The organism is Pseudoalteromonas sp. ASV78 (assembly GCF_047806705.1).
Classification (GTDB): Bacteria; Pseudomonadota; Gammaproteobacteria; order Enterobacterales; family Alteromonadaceae; genus Pseudoalteromonas; species Pseudoalteromonas prydzensis_A.
This window is the reverse complement of record NZ_JBLOPA010000002.1, coordinates 173,185-192,601: the sequence shown is the minus strand read 5'-3', so window position 1 is coordinate 192,601 and position 19,417 is coordinate 173,185. Positions and strand designations below refer to the sequence as shown.

At 42.0% G+C, this 19,417-nt stretch carries 19 protein-coding genes; 14 read left to right on the top strand and 5 right to left on the bottom strand.

Features of this window, described 5'->3' with window-relative positions:
- Positions 1-29: 29 nt before the first annotated feature.
- Positions 30-899: a LysR family transcriptional regulator gene (locus tag ACMVDV_RS19035; RefSeq protein WP_304181048.1), complete on the bottom strand. Its 870-nt coding sequence runs from the start codon at positions 897-899 to the stop codon at positions 30-32.
- A gap of 103 nt (positions 900-1,002) precedes the next feature.
- Here ACMVDV_RS19035 and ACMVDV_RS19030 point away from each other — a divergent pair, with 103 nt between their 5' ends.
- The 6 genes from ACMVDV_RS19030 to ACMVDV_RS19005 all read left to right on the top strand — a co-directional run bounded on the left by ACMVDV_RS19030 (position 1,003) and on the right by ACMVDV_RS19005 (position 5,879).
- Positions 1,003-1,503, top strand: coding sequence for a lactoylglutathione lyase family protein (locus tag ACMVDV_RS19030; protein ID WP_416159240.1), 501 nt, complete (start codon positions 1,003-1,005; stop codon positions 1,501-1,503).
- Positions 1,504-1,678: 175 nt separating this feature from the next.
- The gene (locus ACMVDV_RS19025) at positions 1,679-2,299 is read left to right on the top strand and encodes a fused MFS/spermidine synthase (protein ID WP_416159239.1); all 621 of its coding nucleotides are present in this window, start codon (positions 1,679-1,681) and stop codon (positions 2,297-2,299) included.
- The gene (locus ACMVDV_RS19020) at positions 2,292-3,176 is read left to right on the top strand and encodes a spermidine synthase (protein ID WP_416159238.1); all 885 of its coding nucleotides are present in this window, start codon (positions 2,292-2,294) and stop codon (positions 3,174-3,176) included. The genes ACMVDV_RS19025 and ACMVDV_RS19020 overlap by 8 nt, the downstream gene beginning before the upstream one ends.
- Before the next feature lie 114 nt (positions 3,177-3,290).
- Entirely contained in the window at positions 3,291-3,767 is a 477-nt protein-coding gene (locus ACMVDV_RS19015) for a MarR family winged helix-turn-helix transcriptional regulator (protein ID WP_304181043.1), read from the top strand.
- A 3-nt stretch (positions 3,768-3,770) separates the two neighbouring features.
- The gene (locus tag ACMVDV_RS19010; protein WP_304181041.1) at positions 3,771-4,832 is read left to right on the top strand and encodes an HlyD family secretion protein; all 1,062 of its coding nucleotides are present in this window, start codon (positions 3,771-3,773) and stop codon (positions 4,830-4,832) included.
- A 9-nt stretch (positions 4,833-4,841) separates the two neighbouring features.
- A complete protein-coding gene (locus ACMVDV_RS19005; RefSeq protein ID WP_416159237.1) occupies positions 4,842-5,879 on the top strand; it encodes a DUF2955 domain-containing protein in 1,038 nt (345 codons plus the stop codon).
- 175 nt (positions 5,880-6,054) lie between these two features.
- Here ACMVDV_RS19005 and ACMVDV_RS19000 read toward each other — a convergent pair whose 3' ends face one another.
- On the bottom strand, positions 6,055-7,212 hold the full coding sequence (locus tag ACMVDV_RS19000; protein ID WP_416159236.1) for a benzoate/H(+) symporter BenE family transporter: 1,158 nt from the start codon (positions 7,210-7,212) through the stop codon (positions 6,055-6,057).
- A 209-nt stretch (positions 7,213-7,421) separates the two neighbouring features.
- Here ACMVDV_RS19000 and ACMVDV_RS18995 point away from each other — a divergent pair, with 209 nt between their 5' ends.
- Genes ACMVDV_RS18995 through ACMVDV_RS18980 form a run of 4 tightly spaced genes read left to right on the top strand, consistent with a single transcriptional unit; the run spans position 7,422 to position 11,379 of the window.
- Positions 7,422-8,729: a DUF5666 domain-containing protein gene (locus tag ACMVDV_RS18995; RefSeq protein WP_416159235.1), complete on the top strand. Its 1,308-nt coding sequence runs from the start codon at positions 7,422-7,424 to the stop codon at positions 8,727-8,729.
- A 51-nt stretch (positions 8,730-8,780) separates the two neighbouring features.
- A complete protein-coding gene (locus tag ACMVDV_RS18990) occupies positions 8,781-9,314 on the top strand; it encodes a hypothetical protein (RefSeq protein WP_416159234.1) in 534 nt (177 codons plus the stop codon).
- Positions 9,315-9,356: 42 nt separating this feature from the next.
- The gene (locus ACMVDV_RS18985) at positions 9,357-10,049 is read left to right on the top strand and encodes a response regulator transcription factor (RefSeq protein WP_283708818.1); all 693 of its coding nucleotides are present in this window, start codon (positions 9,357-9,359) and stop codon (positions 10,047-10,049) included.
- Complete coding sequence (locus ACMVDV_RS18980; protein ID WP_416159233.1) at positions 10,039-11,379, top strand: sensor histidine kinase; 1,341 nt, start codon at positions 10,039-10,041, stop codon at positions 11,377-11,379. Before ACMVDV_RS18985 ends, ACMVDV_RS18980 begins: the two co-directional genes overlap by 11 nt.
- Here the strand turns inward: ACMVDV_RS18980 and ACMVDV_RS18975 are convergent.
- Complete coding sequence (locus ACMVDV_RS18975; RefSeq protein WP_416159232.1) at positions 11,359-12,360, bottom strand: ATP-grasp domain-containing protein; 1,002 nt, start codon at positions 12,358-12,360, stop codon at positions 11,359-11,361. The two genes, ACMVDV_RS18980 and ACMVDV_RS18975, sit on opposite strands and share 21 nt — an antisense overlap.
- A gap of 458 nt (positions 12,361-12,818) precedes the next feature.
- Between ACMVDV_RS18975 and ACMVDV_RS18970 the strand changes: the two genes are divergently transcribed.
- Positions 12,819-13,520: a hypothetical protein gene (locus ACMVDV_RS18970; protein WP_416159231.1), complete on the top strand. Its 702-nt coding sequence runs from the start codon at positions 12,819-12,821 to the stop codon at positions 13,518-13,520.
- 56 nt (positions 13,521-13,576) lie between these two features.
- Positions 13,577-14,320, top strand: coding sequence for a zinc-dependent metalloprotease family protein (locus ACMVDV_RS18965; RefSeq protein WP_416159230.1), 744 nt, complete (start codon positions 13,577-13,579; stop codon positions 14,318-14,320).
- A 133-nt stretch (positions 14,321-14,453) separates the two neighbouring features.
- On the opposite strand, the gene ACMVDV_RS18960 is transcribed toward ACMVDV_RS18965, so the two are convergent.
- Positions 14,454-15,653, bottom strand: a complete 1,200-nt coding sequence (locus ACMVDV_RS18960) for an ectonucleotide pyrophosphatase/phosphodiesterase (protein WP_416159229.1) — start codon at positions 15,651-15,653, stop codon at positions 14,454-14,456.
- Positions 15,654-15,814: 161 nt separating this feature from the next.
- On the opposite strand from ACMVDV_RS18960, the gene dgt reads away from it, so the two are divergent.
- Both dgt and ACMVDV_RS18950 read left to right on the top strand, forming a co-directional pair.
- A complete protein-coding gene (gene dgt, locus ACMVDV_RS18955; RefSeq protein ID WP_416159228.1) occupies positions 15,815-17,278 on the top strand; it encodes a dGTPase in 1,464 nt (487 codons plus the stop codon).
- A gap of 164 nt (positions 17,279-17,442) precedes the next feature.
- Entirely contained in the window at positions 17,443-18,783 is a 1,341-nt protein-coding gene (locus ACMVDV_RS18950; RefSeq protein ID WP_416159227.1) for a hypothetical protein, read from the top strand.
- Between the two features lie 32 nt (positions 18,784-18,815).
- On the opposite strand, the gene ACMVDV_RS18945 is transcribed toward ACMVDV_RS18950, so the two are convergent.
- A complete protein-coding gene (locus ACMVDV_RS18945) occupies positions 18,816-19,400 on the bottom strand; it encodes a hypothetical protein (protein ID WP_416159226.1) in 585 nt (194 codons plus the stop codon).
- Positions 19,401-19,417 lie beyond the last annotated feature (17 nt).

The window sequence follows — 19,417 nt, the reverse complement described above, 5'->3', positions numbered from 1 at the left end:
CTATTCCATTGCTTATAAGGAAGAGCCAATTACAGCCCTGCTTTTATCACTTCAAGCACGTTACTGATCCGCTTTGTTAAAGGGCGATTACGATGCTGGCAAACATAAATAGATTCGCTGATCGGATGTTGTAATGAATGAACGCTGATCAAGTGTGGTTTACTAAATGCGCGCACCGCATGCGCAGGTAACACCGTAAAACCTAAACCAAGGCTGACAGGCTCAAGAATTAAATTTATCTGATTTGAAAAACCAGTGCGTTGTATCTGATCAATGTGTTCAAACTCAGGGTAGTTTTCACTGAGTAATAGCTGCGCATGGTGGTTTGCATCTGGGTGAGCAATAAAACCTAGCTTACATAATGTTTGCCAATCTGGTGTATCGCTGTCTTTTGGAGTGATGAGTAACAGTGCTTCTTGGCCGATCTTATAGCTGACAACCTCATTGAGCGTTGGAGCTTGAGTTAAAAATCCTAAATCAGCATTATGACTTGCCACTGCTTGCTCAACACTGTGATTGGGAGCAAACCGATAATCAATTGTCAGTGCTTGGTGTTGGGCTTGTAAGTTAAGTAACTGCTCATAGAATTTAAGCCCACAACTACCTGGCGATTGTATTTTTACGATACCGCTATATGGAGAATCGTTGTGCAATTCTTGCTCTAAAAACTGCCACTGTTTAAGTAGTTGGCTGCCATTTCGATACAAGTTTTGCCCTTGCGCAGTGAGCGTAAATTGTTTGCCGTGACGCTCTAATAGTGGTTTGCCAAGTTGTTGCTCCAGTTTTTTGATATGTTGGCTAACCCCTGACTGGGTCATAAACAAACGTTCACTAGTACGGGTAAAGTGATTTACTTCAACTAACGTGCAAAAAGTGTTTAGCCAAACGGGATTTATCATAACAAAGTGTACTCATTATCATGTTTAATGATAATTTTACTTAATGTATTGTTGTTCGTAAAGTGGCCACTCTAATAAATATTGGTGAGTAGGAGCATAGGTTATGAGCAACGTTTATCCACGTAATTTTTCACACATTGGTATTTCAGTGCCAAATCTTGAACAAGCCGTTGAGTTTTATTCTCAAGTTTTAGGTTGGTATGTAATTATGAAACCAACCGAAATAGTTGAAGACGATAGCGCAATTGGGCAAATGTGTACTGACGTATTTGGTGCCAACTGGGATAAATTTCGGATCGCGCATTTATCAACTGGCGACCGAATTGGTGTGGAGCTGTTTGAATTTAAAAACCAACAAAGTCCAGACGATAACTTTGAGTATTGGAAAACCGGCGTGTTCCACTTCTGTGTGCAAGACCCTCATCTAGAAGAACTTGCTGAACGCATTGTTGCAGCCGGTGGTAAAAAACGTATGGCAGAGCCGCGTTATTATTACCCAGACGAAAAGCCCTACCGCATGATTTATATGGAAGACCCGTTTGGCAATATCCTAGAGATATACAGTCACAGTTATGAGCTTATTTATAGCGAAGGTGCGTATTAAACTGAGAATAATGCAGCCTGTGTGGCTGCATCCTATTTTATTGATACAAAGCTGATGTTGCTTGATTTAGCAATGCTTAGCACAATCTGTAAACGCCCTTTACAGTATAAAAGCTGGCCAGTTTTTGTTCATCACGATAAGATGAGTTTACTTAAAATAATAAGAACTAAAATGAATGTTAAATAAAACCAACGCATTAATTTATTTTTTAGCCTTTAGCAGCGGCTTTAGTATCATGGGTATTGAACTGTTAGGTGGGCGAATTTTAGCGCCATTTTTTGGCAGTAGTGTGCATATTTGGGGCAGTATTATTACGGTGTTTATGCTTAGTTTATCGTTTGGCTATCTGCTTGGTGGTAAGTTATCAATTAAACGCCCTTCGTTAACTAAATACGGCTTAATATTTTTATTGGCGAGTGTTATGGTGGTGCCCATTGCATTGTTTGCAGAGCCGATAATGGCGTTTATTTTTACTCACATTGAAGATAGCCGCTATGGCTCATTGCTAGCTTCTACCGCGTTATTTTTTATTCCAACGATCATCCTTGGCATGATCTCTCCTTATTCAGTACGTTTATTAGTGACCGATAGCGAACACAGCGGCCAAGTTGCGGGTGGTTTATATTTTGTCAGCACCTTAGGCAGTGCGCTCGGCACTATTATTACCTCGTTTTATATGGTGCTCGCGTTTGATGTGAATACCATTATTTTAGGCTTCGCCACTACCTTGGGGCTTCTAGGTTTGCTGGCGATTGCAGTCAATCAATTAACTAACAAGGAGAGTAAACATGTTTAAGTGGGTTATGGCTGCCTTATTGTTAACGGCTTTTAGTGCTTACGCTGACGTTATTCACCAAGAGCGTTCGCTTTATCGTAATATTTTGGTGGAAGAAAACGGTGATTTACGTTGTTTAAAGTTTGACGAAAAAACCCGTAGCAGTAGCCAAAGCTGCATGTATAAAAGCAAGCCTCAAAAGTTAGTGTTTAACTATACTAAGCTCACCTTTGCCAGTTTATTGATGATAGATAATCCGCAAAATGTACTGATTATAGGCCTTGGCGGTGGTTCTTTATCAAATATGATCCATGAGCTATACCCTGCTGCTAACATTGAAAATGTTGAAATAGACCCTGCGGTGATCAAGGTCGCGCGTGATTATTTTGATTTTAAAGAAACTGATAAAGTGACTTCAAAAGTTCAAGATGGGCGTATTTTTATAAAACGCGCCGCACTTAAGCAGCAGCAATATGATTGGATTATTCTCGATGCCTTTAATGGTGATTACATCCCTGAGCACTTACTGACGAAAGAGTTTTTTGAGGAAGTAAAAAGCGTGCTCTCGCCTAATGGTATTGTGGCCGCTAATACGTTTTCATCAAGTAAACTGTATGAACATGAATCGGCAACTTATCATGCTGTATTCGGTGACTTCATTAATGTTATCACTGAAAAAAACAGTAACCGCATTATTTTGGCAGGCTTTGATAACATGCCAACAGAGCAAAGTATTGCAGAGCGTGTAAAAAAATTACGTCCGTTATTGTCCCCTTATGATGTGGATATTAAAGCGATTAGTAAAGGCATGAAGTCCACCAAAAATAATCAAGACTGGCCAAGTGACACTAAAATTCTGACTGATCAATACTCTCCTGCTAACCTACTTAATTTTTAAATTCGCTACTTAATGGCCAGCTTGCTGGCTATTAAAGCTAAAGTGCCACGGCAATATTTACTTAGCATGCTAACTAGTTTAAAATGGTTAGCACGCTAATTAAATGGAGCCATCATGACTATTCCCTTACCTTTTCATGAAACCCTCGATCTCAGCTTGTGCGGTAGCATGGGCCGTGTTTTTCGACTCTGTCGTGACGCCGTCACGTTAGCTGTTGAGCCTTTGGGGTTAACCCAATCTCGCTGGACGGCGATGATCCATATTGATCATTTACAGCAAGGTGTTACACAGCAAGCGCTCGCGACTAGCCTCGGCATTGAAATGCCTTCATTAACACGCACTGTTAAGCAATTAGAGCAGCAAGCGATCATTGTTCGTCGTGTTGATGAGCTAGATAAACGCAGCCGTAAAATTTATTTTACTGAACAAGGGCTACAATTATTAGAAGCACTTAGAGGCATAATGGCGGAAGTGAAAACACAGCTGTATGCAGGACTAACCACAGCACAACTAGATACGATGGCTTATGGACTAGTGCAAATGGAAGAGAATGCGCGCCGTTGTTTAACACTTTTAAGCCAAGAGAAATAAAGAATGACACCAGATCAAAAATTTGCCCGCTATGTAAAAATATCATTAGTTGGGTTTATCTTATTATTTGCCTATTTTGTAGTGGCTGATATGTATTTACCCGTGACGCCACAAGCGCGAGTCTATCACCCGGTTGTACAAGTAACGCCGCAAGTTAGTGGCCGTGTTAATCAAGTGTTGGTGAACAATAATCAAGCGGTAAACAAAGGCGAGAGATTATTTTTAATTGAAGCGGCACCATTTCAATTAGCGGTTGAGCAAGCACAACTGGCTTTTGCCGATGCGCAGTTACAAAACCAGCGCTTAGATAGCAGTGTTAAGGCGATCGAAGCACAGCTGGCTGCGGGTAATGCCAAATTGCATGAGCAAAAATTGTTATTTGATCGCAGTGAATCCTTATTGAAAAAACGCTCTATATCAGAGCAAGAATATGAAACCATCAGTGCTAATTTTCAATCGAGCAAAGCCAATGTGGCGGCGATCGAGGCGCAATTAACCGAGGCAAAATTAGCACGAGGTCAATTAGGAGATGACAACCTTGCGCTGCGTCATGCGCGGAATCAATTGGCCCAAGCAGAGCTTAATTTATCGTACAGCACAGTGACTGCAGATACCGATGGGAAAGTAGCAAACTTGCAAGTGAGCACGGGGACCTTTGCTAGTAAAGGCCAGCCAATGTTAGCCATTGTGGCAAACAAAGCCGATTTAGTGGCTGATTTTCGTGAAAAATCATTGGCAAATTTTGCCTTAGGGAGTCGAGCTAAAGTCACTTTTGATGCACTCCCTGGGCAGGTTTTTGACGCCAATATTGGCTCATTTGAAGCGGGTGTAAGTGATGGTCAACTTAGTGCGAATGGTTTACTTAGCAGCACCGAAAATAGCAATCGTTGGGTGAGGGATGCGCAGCGTCAACGTATTCATATTAATTTAGAACAGCCGCAATTACTCAGTAAGTTACCAAGTGGGGCGCGGGCAACAGTGCAATTATTACCTGAATCTACAATAGGCCAATGGTGTGCCAGTGCACAAATTCGTTTGATCAGCTTATTGCATTTTATTTATTAAGGGGACGTCATGTCAGCACCATATGTCCTTGATAAAAATGGCCTTCGTCAAGCACTTCGTATTGCCGGTGGTAGTGCCCTAGGCTTTAGTTTGTGTAAGTTAATGAATTGGCCTAATGGGATTTTCTTTACCGTTTATCCTATGTTGTTACTTGGTTTAGTGCCGATTTTAAATGCGCATATTATTCGTCAGTTTTTTGCCAGTGCCGCATTTAGCGCATTATTTGTGTTGATTGTGCAAGGGTTGTTTTCGCATTTACCTGTGGTTATGACCATGTTGAGCTTTTTAGCATTTACGTTTTTATTTTATCAAATGAGCCGTGGAGCTAACTTTTTATTTGGTGCTTTGAGTGTGGTGAGTTTATCTATTCAATTGCACTTTGCCAGTTATGTCGGCAATGGCACCAGTATTTATCCGCTAATTATAAGCAATGGTTTAGCGGTTCTAGTCACGGTACTGACTGCGGTATTAATGCACTTTATGTTTCCTGATGTTGCCCCACGCCAAGCTCGTGTAATGCCAACTAAAGCAAAAGAGAGCATTCGCCATGAAGTACTGTTATGTGCAACTGTCGCGACGCTGTCATTTGTACTGTTTCAGGTGTTTGATTTGCAAGACTCAATATCAGCGCAAGCAGCCTCGATTTTAATTTTGTTTCCGTTGTGTTGGAAAGCGGCTGGTATGGCTGGCTGGCAACGAGCAATCGGTACTCTAATTGGCTGTAACTTAGCGTTGGTGTCGCAGTTATTTTTATATAACCACACTGACATTTTGCTTTTTCCAGCGCTGATATTGTGGATTTTGACCTTTATATTTAGCCGTTATCATATTATCGGCGGCGGGATCCCAGGTGTTGGTTTTGGTATCATAACCACCTTTGGAATTTTATTTGGTCAGTCACTTGGGCCTGGACAAGACTTGATTTACAGTGCGCTGTATCGATTTTCATCGGTTTCTGTGGCAATCATCGTTAGCTTATGTGCGGTGTATATTATGCACCATATTCTTAATCGGTTTAGTGTGACGCGTCACCATACTTTTGAATAGTTGAATAGTTGAATAGTTGAATAATAACCGCCTTAGTCAGTTCCTTATGCACTAGGGCGGTTATTATCTTGTTATACTAAGTGTGTTTAAATAATGATCACTGTGGGCGTGAGTTTATAAACACTAATTAGCACAATGGCTACTCAACGATGCGCAAGCTGGTTTATTACGGGTGTTATTTTCGTGGGATCAGCCATAAAGTCAGCCCGCCTGCAAGTATGCCCCAAAATGCAGAGCCAACAGAGAACAGAGTAAGATCAGAAGCCGTCACTAAAAAGGTGATCATCGCCGCTTCCGTATAATAACTGTCTGACAACGCTTGCTGTAAGCTCGATGCAATGGTGGTAAATAAGGCGATACCAGCGAGAGCTAAAATTAGCGCTTGCGGTAGACTTGCGACTAACCCTACTAACGTCGCTGCTGCAATGGCCATCAAAATATAAAACCCACCGCCTGCAATACTTGCCCAGTAGCGTTTGTTAGGATCGCTGTCAGCGTCTTCGCTCATGCAAATTGCTGCGGTAATGGCTGCTAAATTAATGGCGTAACCACCAAAAGGGGCGATCAAAATATTAGTGAGGCCAGTCACGTTGAGCGCCGCAGAAACAGGTGCAGGGTAGTTATGGGCTTTTAACACCGCAATACCGGGTAAGTTCTGTGAGGTCATAGTGACAATATAAAGCGGAATACCCACGCTGATCATTGCTTGTAAATTAAATTCAGGGCTAATAAACGCAAACTCACTCATTTTCCATTGCCAGTTGCTGGTATCAATTTGCCCTGTGGCGCCCGCCATCACAAAGCCTGCAATTAGCACCATGAGCATAGTAAAACGTGGCATGAGCCGTTTACAGATCAAATAGACCAATACCATAACCCCTATGAGTAACGGTTTTTCACTCATAAAGTTAAATACATCAATGCCAAACGTCACCAGCACACCCGCTAGCATAGCGCAGGCAATTTGGCTGGGAATACGCTCCATTATTTTTGCAAACCAGCCAGTAATACCGGAAATAAACACTAATAAGGCGCTAAACATAAATGCGCCCACCGCTTGGTTTAAACTATAGCCTTGGGCACTGGTGATCAGTAAAGCGGCGCCGGTTGTTGACCATGCAATTAAAATAGGAATTTTATAATAATACGATAAACCAATTGAGGTAACTCCCATCGCAAGCCCTAACATCAGTACCCAGCTGGCAACTAAGTCAGCAGTGCCACCGAGTACAATAACGACTTGATAAATAAGAGCGATTGAGCTGGTAAAACCAATGATCACAGCGACTAAGCCTGCGGTTAAGCGATTTAATAGCTGATTTGAAAGTTGCATGAAATTCCTAAAGGGATAAGTCTTATCGCTCTAGTTATACATAAATATTGCAGTGATGCTAGTCGCAGTAAGCTATTTTTGACTAAGGTATTACTCGCTTAAGTAAACATTAACAAAATTTAATGTTCTCTCCACCTTGCCGATATTTATAGCCGGTTATAGTGCTTGGCATAAACAGCTTATTCAGCCGACTAAATTTGGAGTTAATTATGCACAGCCAGCACAAAACAATCACTCAGATTATTTCATTATCAGCACTGACACTCGCATTAACTGCTTGTGGCAGTAGTAATTCACAGAGCAATGAGCCTACTACGCCTACTGCACAGTTACCAAGCGTACTAATTGGTGAGCTAACCGCCACTACAGCAACAACAATTACAGTAAATCAGCATGAGATCCCGGCAAGTAATGCCGAGGTGGAGATTGATGGTGTAGATGGCTCATTGAGTGACTTGAAAAAAGGCATGATGGTTGTAGTAGAAACCAACGGCAGCCACGCAACGGAAATTGATTACGATCCTAATTTTAAAGGTCCAGTGCAGGTTCAAGGTAACGCTATTAATATTGCTGGTGTGAGATTAACAGGATTTGATAGCAGCACGGTAAAGGATGGTGATTTAGTTGAAGTAAGTGGTTATAACAGTGCTTACAACAGGTTAACAGTGACCTACCAGCAGCCAATCAGTGATCCCCAAACTGAGCTTGAAGTCGAAGGGGTAATCTCTGCACTTAATACCCAACAAAGGACATTCTCGTTAGGGAATATTATGATTAATTATCAACAAGCAGATGTGGATGGGCCTCTTGTTAATGGACAATTCGTTGAAGTTGAAGGGTTTATGAATGGCCAACAGCTGTTGGCAAACGAAGTTGATGCCAAGCAACACAGTAGTTTTGATGATGACACGGATAGCCAGTTAGCGGGGCAAATTACGTGGCTAAACAATGATTCAACCTTAATGACTATTAATGGCCAATGGCAAGTCAGTTTAAATGCGCAAACGCGTTATGATGATGGAACGGTAGCTGATCTAGCGATTGGACGGTTTGTTGAGATTGATGCCCTATGGCAGCAAGCAAATAACAGGTTTGTAGCGCAAGAGATTGAGTTTGGATCAGCAAATGATGTTGTGAACAGCAACAGCGCTTTTTCAGTTACAGGGTTAGTGACTTACACACAGGGTGTTGCGACAATCAATGGTATTGAATTTATACTTAATAACCAAACCGTATTTGATGATGGCTTAACGTTAAATAACATAGAGAGCCGATGGCTTGAACTTGAGGGGATTATCGCCGATGATAAACAAACCGTTAGCGAAGTTGAGCTAATGGATGGCAATGAGCCGCTTAATCTAACTGGTTTTGTCAGTGCAGATCAAAACATGCAAGCTAGCTTATGGGGTTATGTAAGTGAGGATAATTCACTCGATCAATACCTTGATCAGTATGTTGAACTTGAATGCCGATGGGTTGCAGAGGATCAAGTTACAGCATGTCGACTTGACGATTAATTGAAAATGCCACAGCCGTTGCTAATAACGGCTGTGGTTTGAGGTAAGTACATGAAAAAATTATTGCTAGTTAGCTTATTGTTTGTCACCTCAATGAGTATTGCTGCCAGCTCCGCTATTTTTGCAAAGCTGCATCAAGCAAACGCACCAACGCCGAGCGCCATATTACAAAAAATTGAGAACGAATACAGTAATAAAGCCGTGATCGTGGAGTTTGAGCTTGAGTTTGAAAAAGGCAATACCACGTATGAGGTCACATTATATCAAGCTAGTAGTGCACGCTTTATTGAGTTATTAGTAGATCAAAACGGCAGCTTGATTGAACTTGAGTACAACGCCCCTGAGCTTGATGAACAAGAAGAAATTGCCGCGGCAGAGTTAATGCGTCATAAGGGCTATACCATGCAAGGCTTAGTGCGCAAAATGCATGATCCTGCCCATCAATACCTTATTGAAGCCCAGCTTGAGCAAGATATGGGCGTGACCTACATGGTGGCCACCTTTATAACAGCACAAGGACGGCATAAAAAAGCCATTGATTTGGCAACGGGCAAAGATCTGCCTTTGCTGCGTTGGGGTAACTAAGCGGCTATTTTGTCTATTGATTAAACTAAGTTGAACTGACTAATGAAATTACTGCTGATCGAAGACGACAAGCAAAATCGTGATTTTCTCTATAAAGCGTTTAGTGAACAAGGCTATACGGTTGATACGGCGGCGGATGGGCAACAAGGTTTATTGCTGAGTACCTGTGAAGAATATGACATTATTATTCTGGATCGGATGTTACCGAAACTTGATGGTCTGCAAGTACTCGCAGCTTTGCGAGCGACAGGAAAAACAACACCAGTACTGATTTTATCCGCGCTTGATAAAGTTGATGATCGTGTTACTGGGCTAAAAGCCGGTGGTGATGATTACCTTGTAAAACCTTTTGCATTTTCAGAGCTGGCTATTCGCGCAGAAAATTTGATTAAACGCCAAGTTGCTCACCCACCGCTTAATACTATCCTTCGTTTAGCAAACTTACAGGTAGATTACGCCAATCACAAAGCTGAAGTCGCTGGGCAAGCACTGAGCTTACAGCCAAAAGAATTTAAGTTATTACGCTTTTTATTAGAACATCAAGGTAAGCTCGTCACCCGTACACTATTGTTTGAAGCTGTATGGGAGTACCATTTTGATCCTGGCACCAACGTTATTGATGTTCACATTGCACGGCTACGCAAAAAGTTACAGCAATTCGATGCCGGAGTTCATATTGAAACCATTCGCGGGGTGGGCTATCGCCTTGCTAAAGAGCAAAATTATGCCGATTAACGATTCCATTTGGCGTCAATTTGATCCGCGTAATAGTTCTGTATGGCGTTTAACGCTCGGCTTTGCTGTTATTATGGCGGTGATGCTGGCATTGACGGTTGTGCTGATCTATCAACTTTTATTAGGTGAGCAAAGTCGCCAAGTTGAACGACGCCTCGCCGCTGAGCAAGTTAGGATCGAAGGCCTTGCGAGTGAGTTCTCTGCAGATAGTTTTTTTGCGCAACTAGAGGTATTTCGCAGTGAAGGTGATTTACTTATATTTTGGCAAAGTGAGAGCGAGCAGAGTCAGCAATTAAGTTTTTTGCCAGAGAATATCCCTACTTTGCCACGTACAGTGGTTTTTCCGGTATTGGACGCACAACGTGGGCAAATTCGCTTATTAACCACTGGCATAGTGCAAACCCAACATGGCGATATTGTGCTTGCGACCGCGACCGAACACCTGCAACGGTTAATTGTTGAGTTTAAAACCATTGCTTTATGGGCATGCTTAATTAGTTTGTTATTAACTGGGGTGTTTGGCTATATATTTGCAAGACGCCATTTACGCCGTGTGCATTACTTTAATAATACGGCGGAACAAGTGCAAAATGGCGATTTATCGGCACGTATTAAACACCATCAAAAAGGCGATGAGTTTGACCGCTTAGGTGCGCATATTAATACCATGCTTGATGCGCTAGAAGAGAACTTTGCCTTAGTGCAAGGGATCACCGATAACATTGCCCATGACCTAAAAACCCCGTTAACGCGATTACGGCTAAACCTTGAGCAACAAGCCCTACGTCACCCTGAGATGGGCGTAGATATTGAGCAGCTTGACACTATTATTAATACCTTTGACGCTATGTTAAAACTAACACGGCTCGAGCATGGTAAATTCCCAATGGCAATGCAACAAGTTGACTGCCAGTTACTGCTCACTGATCTAATTGAAATGTTACAACCCAGTGCCGAACAACAGCAGCAAACAATTAAGCTTGATAGTCATGGGGTTATGCACCTGCAAGGGGATAAAAACTTATTGTTTCAGGCATTGTTTAACTTATTAGATAACGCAATTAAATATGCGGGGATTGGCGCTAGTATCGTTATTTATAGCGATCCTCGCTCTATCACTATCAGTGATAGTGGTAAAGGGGTGAGTCAAGAACAACTTACTCAGCTGACGAAACGTTTTTACCGTGCCGATCCAGCTCGCCAACATGAAGGCTTTGGTTTAGGGTTGGCAACAGTGCAGGCAATCTGCTCCCGTCACCAACTGCAACTTAATTTACACAGTGATAGTGATGGATTTAGTGCCTCAATTTTACTTAGTGACAGCGCTTAAAATCGCTTTTGGCGTTGGCAATTCGGTGACAGTATCAGTGCTTTCATCTAAGCTTAAATTTAACTTCTCAGGACGGTCAAAAATACCTAAACGAATACGAATAAAATGTAAAATTTCACGCGCTACGTTAATCCCCAATGCGGCTTCTAAGCCTTCAAAACCAGGGCTTGAGTTTGCTTCACAGATTTTAAAGTGATTATCGTCAAATAATAGATCAATGCCTGCCACATCAAGGTTTAGTACATTGGCGGTTTGGGTCGCTAACCATTCAATTTCGGGCGTGATTGGGTGTGGTTTGCCTGTACCCCCGGCGCTCACATTCGCTTTGAAGTTTTTACCACCTGAGTTACGCTCCATACATGCCACAGCGCGACCGCCAATAGTAAGTACTCGCAAATCTCGACCATGACTTGATTTAACAAACTGTTGTAAAATAATATTCGCTTGTGGATTAGCGGCTTCAATTAATTGCATTAAATCGTCAAATTCGCTTTTTGACTTTGATAAAAATACGCCACTGCCCTGCGAGCCAGACAGCGTTTTTATCACCACCGGAAAGCCTATTTGCCTATCTACTAAGTCGATATTTACCGGAAATTTTACCAGCATCGTATTGGGGGTTGGTAAGTTACGCTCAGCTAAAATTTGCTGTGCAAATAATTTGTCTTTTACGGTTTCAATTGATTGTGAACTGTTAACGCAGTACACACCTAAGCGCTCAAGATGGCGAATAATTGCCAGCGCAAAATAGGTGGTGCTGGCACCCATGCGAGGAATAACAAAGTCAGGCAAAATGGTGGTTACACCGTCAATTAGAATGCTTTTACCGTCTTCTCGAGTGATGGTCAAATCAAATTGATCGGGTGAGAAAACTTGTAAATCAATGCCCTCTTCCTGAGCGGCTGCTAATAGGCGCTCTACTTCGTAAGTTTCTTGTTTAAGTAAGCCTGCACTGTCTTTGTAAATGATCCAACCACGCATGGTTATTCCTCTTGGGTTTAGTTCGCAGCTCACAGAAAAATGGCTCACTACGCGATAGATATTCACCGGCGCTCGTGATGGGGCAGAGTCTGCGGCAAAAGACGCGGAGTATGAAGCTCGTCGGATCAGTAGTAAAACAAATAAATTTTATCGTCACGATAATTTATTTTTTGAATTAGCCACCATTTACAGCGTTACAAAAGTGCATTAATGGAAAATAGAGCAATCAAGCGAAAAAAGGTAAAAATGATAACTTATTGTTAATTAAATGGCGTGCTATTTAGGTCGTTCAAATTATTTTCCCATAATTGCAACTGAACTTATTATTAACACTCAGATTAGTCTGAAAATATTTATTTTCATGTTTTTGTTATCGGTAACAGTTTTGTGCTTGCGATTTTTTTTGTTTCGATTTAAGGTTAACATCAAATTAACCTTTGGATCTGGAAGAGAAACAAATGAAGGCAGCTATTGCATTTATTGTCATTGTCCCACTTAGTGTATTTTTTATCTATGAATACGCTATTCATGAAGAGGTGAAAACAGCTACGGTTACGCCAATGAATGAAAAAAATGTTGCTGTAGTTGCAGCACCAATAGTCACTAAACCTTTGCCTAGTAAATCATTACCGAGTGTAAGCGCAACAACACCTGCAAATACGCTGCAAAGTGATAGCGAGTTTGATGCCATCAACCGTCCATCAGATAAAGCTAAGCAGGTACTTAAAGCGGCTGGTGTATTACCGACTGATTTAAAAAATGAAGCCTATGTTGAATTTGACTTAGCTGCACTAAGAAAGCTTAAGCAAGGTGATAGCTTTGATTTAGCGATCCCGCAGACGGCTGAAACTTTTAGCGCCGAAGTGACTAATGTGATTGCCGCCAGTAATGGCGATAAAAGTGTATTTGGCAGCGTTATTGGTGCTGATGGACGTTTTCATACCACAGTGCTGACTATCGGAAAAGATGCTGTATATGGCCAATTTACTGCCCCAAGTGGTAATTACGTGTTTGAAAGTAAAGGGCAATATGGCTGGTTAGCGGCTAAGCGCGACCTCTATAAAAACCATATTGAACACCAAGTAACCAATCAACCCGCTGCTCAGCCCAGTGAAGGGGATGATCCTTTTGCTCCAAAAGCTAAGGCTAATAGCTTATAAAAATTCATCACGCGTAATTTTTTAAGCCAATAAAACACAACTAACAAGGAAATAAGATGAACAAACGACTAACCACTTTAGCTGCATTTTGTGCATTAGGTATGACTGCAACTAGCCAAGCGGCGACCATTGATATTGCTATTTTATATACCGATCAAGCGGCAGCTGCCACCACCAACATTAACACTAAAATCAACCAGTACATTGCCTTTAGTAACCAAGTATATAGCCAAAATGGGGTTGATATTACGTTACGTTTAGTCGGTAGCGAAAACTTAGGCAACCATGCTATTACACCTTCGAGCAGTTGGTTAAACTCAGTAACTAATAGTAGCTATATTCAAGGTTTACGTAATAGCTGGGGGGCAGATATGGTCGCTGTGCTTGGTACTGGTCAAAGTGCGGGCAGTAATCTAATTTCCTGCGGTATTGCGTGGGTTGGTAATGGCAGTAACGGTAGTTTATACAGCTCCTCAAGTAACAGTATGTATAGTATTACAGCAGTAGATTGTGGGGCGACAACGTTTGTGCATGAGCTGGGTCACAATCAAGGCTTGCTGCATTCACGTAAACAAGGTGACACCTCAGGTGGTGTATATGTAGATGGTATGGGTCATGGTGTGCAAAATCAATTCGCCAGTATAATGGCGTACCCGCATGTATTTGGTAGCGCCACACAATACGATTATTTTTCTAATCCAAGTTGGAGTGTGAATGGCCTTCCTTATGGTGTAACTGGCGAGTCGTTTGCTTGGCGCACAGTGAACGAGACTAAAAACAGTATTGCTAACTTTAAATAAGCGTTATTTTTAGTACATTGTTTTTCCCTTTTGAGCGCAGTTGCGCTCTTTTTACTGGCGCTAACTAGCGCCAGTATATGCAACGCAGATAGCGATGAACACTGGACTAAAGATAGCTTGTCCTGAGCTCAGGTTAGTTATTTAAGGCCGGCCAAAGTGTAGCCCCATCACTGTCAATTTTACTCAATACCTCAATCCCTAATACTTTAGCAATCATAGGATAAATATCGAGGTTATTGACTTTATCAAGGGTAATGCCTTGTTTAAATGCGGGGCCATTAGCAATAAAGGTTGCCGCCATATCATCGCTGTACGCGTAGCCATGGGTACCTAAATAGTTAACTTTGCCAGTATCGGCGAAGGTTTTTGGTGCTGTGGTTTGTAAAATAATATCGCCAGTACGGCCATTATTTTGATAATGATACTGCGCTCGCTGGCTATCAGTTAGGACTATGTAACGGCCTTTCGCTGCTTTGTTTAAGCGTTCTTTATAAGCGCTGATATCTGCTGCTGTGGTGTTTTCATTGGCATAAATTAGCACGCGTGGGCCGGTATTTTTAACCATAAATTTATCATCTTTGGGTAAGCTACTGATGGCAATGCTTTGGTTTGGCGCAACGGTGCTCATGCCATGGTCAGAGACAATAACCAAGTTAACATCTTGCTCAAGGGCTGCTAGGCGCTGTTGTAATTGCCCCATTAAGGCATCGACTTGCTGCACCGCTTGTTTTGTCTGCTCAGCATCTGGCCCGTATTTATGCCCCATACTATCAACCAATGAAAAATAGCTAATGACTAATTGTGGGCGCTGTGGTGCAGGGAGTTTTAGCCATTGGATAATTTGCTCTATACGGTTTTGGTAATCACTGTGTTTTGAATAGTGGTAGTAATAATCAGGTGTCATACCATTAAAACGCGCATCTGATTCGGGCCAAAAATAGCTTGCTGATTTTAGCCCTTGCATAGTCGCGAGGTTCCAAAGTGGAATGCCACTAAACCAAGTACTGTCGTCTTTACCTTTACCCATGCTATAGCAGTCGTTGCGTTTGCTGTCGCAAAAGCGATTATCCACTACTCCGTGGTTAATAGGTAACAAACCGGTAATGATAGATAAATGATTAGGAAAGGTTTTAGTTGGATACACTGGCTGCATTTTATTCGCTCGAACCCCTGATTTAGCGATAGCAGCTAAATGAGGGGCGCCGTGTTTTTCAATGTAATCCCAGCGAAAGCCATCCAGCGAAATAAGCACGACCGTGTTATTTGGGTTTTGTAATGCATGTGCATTACTGACAAAGCAAAATAATAGAACTGAAAAAACCAAAAACTTCATTTGGAAACCACCTTGGTTAAAGCAATGTTGAGTTAAAAAAGTGCCAGAGTGCAGTGTAATATGCATTTGTGACATACATAAGGCTTTATTTTAAAAGTTAATTATCAATTCTCATTTATTCTCCAAGCTGTTAGATTAAAGTTATTAATAAAGGAGTGACGATGATCGACTTTAGTAAAAAAATCACCTCTGCACGTGAGCAGCGTTCGACCCCTAATTTACAAACCGCGCTTGAAAGCGATCGTGGGCGTATTATCAACAGTGCGGCAATTCGTCGCTTACAACAAAAAACCCAAGTATTTCCACTGGAGCGCAATGCCGCGGTGCGCTCTCGGCTTACCCACTCACTTGAAGTACAACAAGTGGGGCGTTTTATTGTGCAGCGTATTTTTGCTAATTTGACCACTAAACAACAGACGGAATATGGGCTGACCGGTTTGGAGCGACCACTGGAAAGCCTAGTCGAAATGGCCTGCTTGATGCACGATATTGGTAATCCGCCATTTGGCCATTTTGGTGAAGCGGCAATTAACCACTGGTTTAAGGAAAATTTGTCGGCACTGACTCCTGCACGTTGCGGTGATCCGCATACCGGTATTGGGGTGATCTTTAAGCATTTAGCCCACGATATAGCTAACTTTGAGGGAAACGCGCAAGGTATTCGTATTATTCATTCGTTGCTATCGCTGAATTTAACTTACAGCCAAAGCGCGGCTATTTTAAAATACACGCGTCCGGCCAGTATGGCTAAAGAAGATATACCCCGTGATAAAGATTATCTGATGAAAAAAGTCGGTTTTTATTACAGCGAAAAAAACTTTGTAGAGCGATTGCAAAAAGAGCTCGAAATAGATCCACAATGTCGTCACCCTGCCAGTTACATTATGGAAGCAGCGGATGATATTTCCTATTGTTTAGCGGATATTGAAGATGCCGTGGAAAAAGGCATTATTAGCGTTGAGCTACTTTGCGATAAACTTAAACTACATTATAAAAAAGTACTCATTAACTATACTATTGATGCTGTTGAGCATCAGCATGTGGTTGATAAAGCAGTTAATTATGCTTTAGAAAAAGCCAAATTACAGTCGTATAACTTCAACAGTGAATTTTTCATTTATTTACGGGTAAGCTTGCTTCATCCGTTAGTTAATTATGCTGCAAAACGGTTTATAGATAATATAGAGGCGGTCTATCACGGCGACTTTAATCAAGCATTATTAGAAGATCGCAGCCATTTGCACGCGATTACCAGCACTTTAAAACAAGTGGCCTTTGAGTATGTGTTTTCTCACAAAGAAGTGGGTAAGTTAGAGTTACAAGGATATCGTATTATTACGGGGTTATTGGATTGTTATAAGCCCTTACTCCAGTTAAGTCACGATAACTTTAAACGAGTGATCAAGGGCGATAGCCGTTTTTTAATTGAAACCCGTTTGCTGCAAAAACTGTCAAAAAAGCATTTAAACACTTATCTGCACGCCATCGATGCGATGCAAGCTGAGCCTGATCATGTGATTGCATACGAATTTTATTATCGCTGTCGCTTTATTCAAGACTATATCAGCGGTATGACTGATCAGTTTGCTTATGATGAATATCGGACTTTAATGGTGATTGATTAGTGAAATTCACAGCTAGATAAATTTGCGCAGTACAATTAAACTGAGAGTATTGTGTTATTTTGCTTAATAGAATTATGCTCACTTACTTATCACGGCTTGGCCTTTTTATTATACTTACTTGCAGTTTTAATAGCTTTGCAAAATACAGCGAAGCTATGTGCATTTTGTACAAACAACAGATGCAGCAATACAGTGATAATACCAGCAGTCGTAGTTATCGTAATGCGGCCAGAGATTACGATAAAAACTGTAGTAATCCGCCGCCAGTTGAACAGTCGCAACCACAGATCACAGCACCAAAAAGCACAATGCCTGAGCCAGTTACTAAGCAAGCAGAAGACAGCAACGCTGTGCCTACTGAGCAACCGAGTAAGGCTGTAAACCCCCTTGACAGCAGCGCAGAGGCAAGCACATCACAAGCAAAGTTAAATGAAACAACGCCAAGCGAAACCGTATCAGCAGCTGTGCCAGACGCTGCGATAGCAGTGCGTGAAGTTGCAACACCAGCGGCAGAATTTAGCGATGAGGCTATTAATGAGCAAGCCGAGCGGCTAAATGCAGCTCCTGTTATTGCCTTACCGCCAGTTACGGCTATGAATACTGACGCTAGTCGTAGCGATGCTGATACGGGTTCATTGTTAATGCCAAGTTTATTGTTATTAGCCGTATTGTTATTAGCTGGATTGCTGTTGCTGCGTTTACGTGGGAAGAAAAATTCAGCGCCTGCAACAGTCGAAAATAACACAAACATAGCAGCTCCACTTGTCAGCACCGCTGAGGAACAGCCAAATAAATCAGCTGTACCAAACCAAGATAAACTAACGCAACGCATTTTTAGTAATGAGCACGACTTCAAAGAGCCTGAAGTGCGTACTTTTGATCCTGATGCGCCACTACCTGGCCAACAACCTAGTGCAGCGCTTGAAAAGCAACGAAGCAATGAAACCATTACTAACGCAACCATAACTAACAAAACTAAGCTTGCTGCTGACACTGCAACAGCATTCACTTCAGCGGCTGTTAACGTCGATGAAAGCAGTATTGATACCAAGCTGTTTGCAGCAGATGAAGACGCTGAAATCGTTGCTTCAAAGCAGCCTGAAGGCACAGAGCTTGAAAATGATGAAGATGGCTCAGAGCAAATACTTAACAGCACGGTGGCAGTTGAGCTGCTTGATGATTCATGCAGCCAAGACTTTGAAAGCACTGAACCTACGGCGACTGACAGCAATGATGATATTGCGAAAGCACTTGCAGCGCTTAATCAAGAGCTTGCCGCCGAACAGCAAGAGCAAGCACTCCATAATAATGAGTGTGCAGAGCCTGCTGAGTCACAGTCGAGTGAGCAAAAAGCGAACCCATTTGCGAACTTATCGCTGGATCCAAGCTGGGATCCAAACTCAACCGAAAAGCCGACTATAGCGCCGAAAAAAACAGTGCCTAAATCAGCCAAACTGATCGCTGCTGAAGAACGAGCAAAACAATTGAAAACGGATGAAAGATAGCCTAGATGCTGTAACTAAACGCGCTGACAAGGTTATTTTGATTGGTTTTGAACAGTATTAGCGCGTGATTTTATTGTTTCTCGCCAGTGAAAAAGTGCAACAGTAATAACGATTAATAAACAGCTAAGCGCAATACCTAGTAAAGGCGAAACTTGCTGTAGTAAACTTACGTGTGTTTGCTGGGTGATCTGTTGACCTAAAAAATTAAAGGATTGTGGTTTGTGTTTGGGCAAGATGATTTCGAATACCTGATCATCAGGGTGAGCTTCTGCGCGTTTTGAGGTGCTATCCGATTGCTTATCTAACTGCAGTGGCGTAACAGCAGCTATCCCTTTTTTGCACCAAATAGCCCTATCTGCATTGCTTAGCTGCACGTTGCAGCGTTGTTGCGGTCGATAAACTTCATGCCAGGCGGTTTGTTTTTTATAATGGTGATGAAAATATGACTCGAGCGTTAAACCTGCAATGGGGGACTTAACTAAATCAGTTAACAACAGGGGGTCAGTTAAGGGGGGAGCCGTGGGTTTTAATGATTGTTGTGCAGTATTTGCTGAAGTTGTTGCTATGTATAAGGGCGACAAACTCAGCGCCACTAAGATAAAAATCCATTTTTTCATTAGTTTACGTCCTGTAA